General features: G+C 56.4%; 8 protein-coding genes. 7 read left to right on the top strand and 1 reads right to left on the bottom strand.

What is annotated here, in order from left to right; genetic code table 11:
* The 7 genes from ASD78_RS20200 to ASD78_RS20850 all read left to right on the top strand — a co-directional run.
* Positions 1–958 (top strand): RHS repeat-associated core domain-containing protein (locus ASD78_RS20200; RefSeq protein ID WP_304438480.1); only part of this gene is annotated, 958 nt, incomplete at its 5' end.
* A 58-nt stretch (positions 959–1016) separates the two neighbouring features.
* Positions 1017–1445: a hypothetical protein gene (locus ASD78_RS15345; protein ID WP_056102886.1), complete on the top strand. Its 429-nt coding sequence runs from the start codon at positions 1017–1019 to the stop codon at positions 1443–1445.
* Positions 1433–1825 carry a hypothetical protein gene (locus tag ASD78_RS20860; protein ID WP_156087793.1) on the top strand — a complete coding sequence of 131 codons (393 nt, stop codon included), beginning with the start codon at positions 1433–1435 and terminating at the stop codon, positions 1823–1825. The genes ASD78_RS15345 and ASD78_RS20860 overlap by 13 nt, the downstream gene beginning before the upstream one ends.
* Positions 1826–1901: 76 nt before the next feature.
* Complete coding sequence (locus ASD78_RS20855) at positions 1902–2354, top strand: hypothetical protein (RefSeq protein ID WP_156087792.1); 453 nt, start codon at positions 1902–1904, stop codon at positions 2352–2354.
* An 859-nt stretch (positions 2355–3213) separates the two neighbouring features.
* Positions 3214–3657 (top strand): hypothetical protein, encoded by a 444-nt coding sequence (locus ASD78_RS15340; RefSeq protein ID WP_156087791.1) that lies wholly within the window; start codon positions 3214–3216, stop codon positions 3655–3657.
* 107 nt (positions 3658–3764) lie between these two features.
* Positions 3765–4196, top strand: coding sequence for a sel1 repeat family protein (locus tag ASD78_RS15335; RefSeq protein ID WP_156087790.1), 432 nt, complete (start codon positions 3765–3767; stop codon positions 4194–4196).
* Positions 4197–4336: 140 nt separating this feature from the next.
* Positions 4337–4696, top strand: coding sequence for a hypothetical protein (locus tag ASD78_RS20850; protein ID WP_156087789.1), 360 nt, complete (start codon positions 4337–4339; stop codon positions 4694–4696).
* A 335-nt stretch (positions 4697–5031) separates the two neighbouring features.
* On the opposite strand, the gene xth is transcribed toward ASD78_RS20850, so the two are convergent.
* Positions 5032–5826: an exodeoxyribonuclease III gene (gene xth, locus ASD78_RS15330; protein ID WP_056102995.1), complete on the bottom strand. Its 795-nt coding sequence runs from the start codon at positions 5824–5826 to the stop codon at positions 5032–5034.
* Between the last annotated feature and the right edge of the window lie 174 nt (positions 5827–6000).

Here is a 6000-nt window from a genome sequence, read left to right as displayed (position 1 = left end):
CCAGATCGACGTCGGCGGGCTAACCCAGGCGGTTTATCAGTACAACGGCTTCGGCGAGCGCGTGCGCGCTACTCAAGTGTTCACCGGCGGAACGGACATCCAAACGATCTACGACGAATCCGGCCAATGGCTGGGCGACTATGACCACAACGGCGCCGTCCTGCAGCAAGCGATCTGGCTGGATGACCTACCGGTCGGCCTGCTCGCCGGCGCCGGCGCCAACCAGAAACTGCACTACATCGAACCCGACCACCTGGGCACCCCCCGCGCCGTCATCGACCGCAGCCGCGACGTCGCCATCTGGACCTGGGCGCTACAGGGCGAAGCCTTCGGCAACAGTCCCCCGAATCAGGATCCGGATTTGGACAGCACGAACTTCGTGTTCGACATGCGGTTCCCGGGCCAGCGGTATGACGCGGCGACCGGGCTGAACTACAACTACTTCCGGGATTACGATGCGGGGAGTGGGCGGTATGTGCAATCGGATCCGATTGGGTTGGTTGGTGGTATAGGCACTTATGTGTATGTTGACGGAAGCCCGAATTCTTGGGTCGACTCGTCAGGGCTACAGGCCGTTTTCGTTCGTCCTTCGGTTGGGAGGTTCGGAAGGTTCGGAAGGTTTGGTCGCGGCGTGGGGTATATGTCTGATGCGACCAGGGTGCCATGGTCTCAACAGCCACAAGTTCGCGTTCCCGTTCGTGGATCTAAACCAAAGAACGACGTTCCGTCTTGGGCAAGAGGTACTGTTCCCAAAAATGGCGAAAAGCCATCACAATTTGCGCGACGAGTCTGCGAAGAGGCTGGGCAGAGTACGAAGGAAGGGCCAAGAACTCCATTCAACCAGATAAAGAAGTACGCAGAAACGCATTTCCGACCGGATGGGAAGCCGCCTAGCTTGATTGGTGAAATATTCTTTGGAGAGGGGGTGGACTATTACATTATTGCCGACCCAACGTAGTAACGAAATTTTTCCAGTGAATTTCGTCTTTGAGTCACATAGTGTCTGGATCGGCTGGATGTCGACTGACGAAGCAGGAGAGGCGGTCGTCAAATGCGATGGGTTGATCTTATGGGGCGCGACTCAACGCGACTTGGTGACAAGTTGCACGGAAATCTATAGTGACGCCGTGATCGAAAGCGCGACAATTTTTGACTTGGATAAAATCTTAGAAAGCTTGTGCAATAGGAGTGATGTCTCCAGCGATGACTTAATTAATTGCTGGAACATGCTAAAGGACGTGAGGCTGGCGCTTGGAGCGCCTGGTGCTTTCTATAAGTTCGAAGGTGTTGCGGAGGATCAAGCGTACATGACGTTTTTCTCGACAGCATCGGGAGGTGGGTTGTTGGATATGGTGGAAAGCTATCCCGTTGATCGAGATTTCGAAGTGGCTCGAGAGGTGGTTAGCACAGGAATTTTGATGCTTTTGGACGCATGTTCGAAATAACTTACAAGAAACTACTGAGTGTGGCGCTGGTAGCTTTTGTTTCTCTTGCTTGCGGCTGCGAAGGATATCCGGGCGATGCGACTGTCAAGAACGACTTTCTGAGGCTTGCGAAGGTCAGGGTGCCCTCTGAGATCGATGTTGCGCCAACCGTTACCTATCGAGCTGATGGTGATTACAAATCATTCTCTCAGGTTGTCGTGTATGAGGCGACTGCGAGAAAAGAAGTTGCGATCAAACATGGTTGGCTTAAGGGTGTGGTCATGCGCAATGGACAAGTCCTTTCCGATCGAAAAGTTGAGTTCCTATACAACTGGAGCGATGGCCGCTGGCTACTCGTCGACGATGGGCCATTAAATAGTTCAAAGCCAGGGAACCAATGACTTCGCCTGAAAAGGCGGCTCGATTGCCACCAGGGCCGGGTGCTACTTCTCTCCCCGTTAACTCTTGGTGATTTGAATGCACAAGGTTGCAGCTTTCCTATCTCTATCCATGATGACGATGTCTTGCGCGGCTCAGGACAAAGTGGTCGCAAATCCGAGCTATTCACTTTCAGATCAAGAGGTCGCCACTCTTTCCAATCAGGCCTACGAGGGCTCAGCTGTCGCCGCAATGAGGTTGTCAGATCGTTATTTCTACGATTTGTCCAAAGGGCAGCGATCAAAAATGCAGGATAAGGCTCTGGTGTGGGCGTTAATCGGAGCGGAAAACGACGGGCCGCAAGCTCAGTTCCGCGCGTACCAACTGTTGGGTACTAGCAGCGAGAGAGCGAAGTGGGTTCGAGCCTTGTTCTGGCTGAAGAAATCGGCTGGCTCCGGCGATGCTGATGCGCAGCGAGAGTTGAGAGTGTGCTCTACCCTCGAATCCAAACGTCCCTCGGGAACGTCTTGTTTCGGGCCTGAAGAGCCATAACGCCTATAGCTCCGCATAGCTTTGAAGTTCGGGGGCGTGCAGCGGCACGAAACGAGTTGTTCTTCCGCTGTTAGCTCTGACATGGCTGCTTGCCATTGCAAGTTCTTCTGGCTGCAGAAGATGAGCAAATCAGAAGAGTGTCTGAGGCATCTAGGAGTGGCTATGACCTTTCCGGGCGCTTATGCAGAAAAGTATGAAGCTATCTGTAGTCCTTGCCATGGCGGCTATCGCCTTGGTCTCATGCAACGGCCCTGGCTCAGATGAGAGTCCGTCTGGAACATGGATTGGGTCCAGCGATGACCACAAGCCTAGACGGATCGTCTTGCATGATGATGGGCGCTTTCAGGCGAGCTACTTCCCTGCAGCCGCCGCATGTTCCGAACCCTCGTTAACCGGCGGAGTTGACGGTGATGGCGAATGGGAAAACGACGCCGAGGGCGGGAGGGTCCTTCTTACTTTCCGGAAGCTATCAAACGGAAGGTGCAATGTTCCATACGGGTCGGTTATTTTCCGAACGTCGAACGATGAGTTGACTGTTTTCCTGGATGTGGATCGGCCCTCGACTGCGGTTCCTTATGAGCGAGAACTGTAGTGACGAATATGCAATGAACGGGTCAAAGTAGTCTCTGCGGGAGTGCGATACCGCGTTTTGATTCGCATAACTTCCAACACTGGTCCTGTCCGAGACGTCGGAGGGGTTCGGCCTGTCAGCACGCTTGAGGCCGGCTCGAAGCTTGGGGCTGACCTGACGCGGTTTGCGACGCTGTAGACGCTGACTGGACTACCGCATCCATCGAACAAGAAGTGCGGCGTCTCCTATGGCTACGTTGTCTTTCGGGCATCGAGTGATGAGTTCATCGTGCTCTCATATCTCAACTTTAAGTTGAGGGAGGGATTAATGATCGGATCAATGATGGGATTCATTTCGCTCCTAACGCTGATGGCGGGAGCGATCGGGGATGGGCACTCTTTGGAAATTCCGGAGGGCGATATCGAGGTGCTCAAGCTTGCGGCGCTCGGAGGTGAGTCCTCGGCGGCAAAACGCCTGTACGAGCACTATAGTGTTGCCTCCGTTCAGTACGAAGAAGGGAATAAGTGGTTGAGAATTTGCGCTGAGAACGGCGACGTTGTTTGCGAATACAACTATGGATTCATTCTGACGAAGTCTGCGGAGAGCGAGGAGCGTGTTCGTGGGAAATATTGGCTGAACGAGGCTGCGAAGCACGGCAATGATAGAGCTGTTGAGTACCTGAGAGAGTTGGATACGGGCCATAAGAAAGGGCGAGCTAAAAGGGCGAAATAAGACGCTCACACCATTAAATAGATCAAAGCCAGGGTGCCAATCGCTCCGCTTGAGAATCGGCTCGATTGCCATCAGGGCCGGATGAAGCTCTACCCAGGAGGTTGTGGATGGTTAGGGGAATTTCTTCGCTTGTTCTGATGCTTGCTGTAGTCGGTTGCTCCTCAGATAAGCCAGTCCCTGCGCTGCCGGTGGGTGCCGAGGACCTGGCGGTGCGGAAGGGCATGGTGTTCTCCCAGATGCCGCATTACGAAGAGCTTCCCGTCTATAAGGCGGCTGCATATGCCGGTTCCGGCGAGGCAGCCAACGCGCTGGCGACGTTCTACATGAAGGCGGATAAGTCTGGGCAATTGCAGTTTTATTGGACGCTGGTGGCGGCCGAGAATGGCGACCCGGTGGGCCAGTACAACGCGGGGATGAGCTATATGGATCCCACTCAGGACAGGTATGCGCCAGGTCGCGCGAGGTTCTGGCTTGAGAAGGCAGCTAGTCAGGGGGATAAGCTAGCAAAGGATCGGCTCAGCGAGGCTCTTCGTAAATAGGAAGGTGGCTGGCTGCCTTGCTGCTCATGCCATGCCTGTTGTTCTGCCGTTGACCGTCCTCGCGCGCGGCAGTCAGATGACGGGCATGAGTGCTTAGTACGGCGGAAATTTCATTTGGCTGGGATACTGAGGTTTTAGCTATGGTTGAGAAGTCAGATTTTTTTCATGATCTAGCGGTGGTTCTTGATACCTGGTCGCAAACATCTACGGACTCCCTTACGGCGGATAAAGCAGACCTGCTATGGATGGAGGAAAAAGACGGCTGTATCCGCATGCGTGAAGCTTTTGAGAAAGCCGGTGTGGAGAGTAGTGCGGTACGCGCCGTTCTCAATGAGTGCTTTCGAGGACTTTTGGTGAGTGCTCTAAGCATCATTGATGGGGCGACCGAGATGGCAGAAAAAGGCAGAGTTCATCTTGTGAGTGAGGATGGCGAGCCCTTGGGGGAGGACCTTCATCAGGAATTCGTCAACTATCTGTTCGACACCGGTCGGCTGAAGTAGTGTCGGCTCGCATGTCTTCTAGATCCGCTTGATGAGCAGTGTCGAGGGCGATCTGCTGGGGGGCACATCTGGGGGCATTGACTCGTTGTAGAGAAGTCGAACCCTGCGCGAAATCAGCCTTGCAGCGCCCAATTTGGGGGAGCCCATCTCCACCATAAAACGGTCCCGAGAGGACCGCGAAAGGCCGGAAAATCCCGCGAAATCAGGGCTTCCTGCTTTTTGGTGTCCGCATCGGTCCGAAGGGCTGCCGCAATCCGGTTTCTCTCGGCGGCAACGGTGAGTGCATGGTCGGCCTTCCGTAGCAGCGGTCACGATTGCGTCGCGACGTGCGCAGGTCAGACCAAACCGACTTCGACCCAGGCCGGAGCATGATCGCTGGCCTTTTCCTGCAGCCGGACCCAGCGATCCACGCCCGCGCCCTGCAAGCGTTTGGTCAGGGCCGGGTTGAGCAGCAGGTGGTCGATGCGCAGCCCGCGGTCGCGTTCGGCGTGCTGACGGAAATAGTCCCAGAAGGTATAGATGCGCCGGTCGCCGTAAACCTTGCGCAATGCGTCCGTCCATCCTTGATCCAGCAGGCGCCCATAGGCATCCCGGACCTCGGGCTGGATCAGGGCGTCCTTGCGCCAGGCTTTGGGGTCGTACACGTCTTCGTCGGTGGGGATGACGTTGAAATCCCCTACCAGTGCGACCGGGTCGGGCAGCGCCACCAAGATCTTGGCGCGGCGGCTGAGCCGTTGCATCCACTTGAGTTTGTAGTCGAACTTGGGGCCGGGCTGCGGGTTGCCGTTGGGCAGGTAGATGCCGGCGACCACGATGCCGTGCGCTACCGCCTCGATGTAGCGGCTCTGTTCGTCCTCGGGGTCTCCGGGCAGACCACGCCGGCTCTCGATCGGTATCAGCCCGCGCGCCAGCAGGGCCACCCCGTTCCAGGATCTCTGCCCGTGCCAAACGGCGCCATAGCCCGCATCCTCCAGCGCCGCGGCTGGGAAGGCCGCATCCGAGGCCTTCAGTTCCTGCAGCGCGACCACGTCCGGTTTTTCCTTGGCCAGCCACGCCAGCAGATGCGGCAGGCGGGCGCCGATGCCGTTCACGTTGAACGTCGCGATCTTGAAGGTTTTTGTGCGGGTCATGATGGCCATCGCAGGGCCGAATCGGCGGCCTCCAGCCTAGGGCCGCTTTCATGCGCGATACGTGAAGCGCGGCTGGCCATGACGTAAAGCGGCGTGGCCGGGTCGCGGCAGCGTTAAGGCCTCGCCACGAGACGGGCTGTCCGCGTATACGGCGCCATAGCGGTCGCTGCCGGA

Source organism: Lysobacter sp. Root667 (assembly GCF_001427715.1).
GTDB lineage: Bacteria > Pseudomonadota > Gammaproteobacteria > Xanthomonadales > Xanthomonadaceae > Lysobacter.
This window is presented reverse-complemented; position numbering and strand designations above follow the sequence as displayed.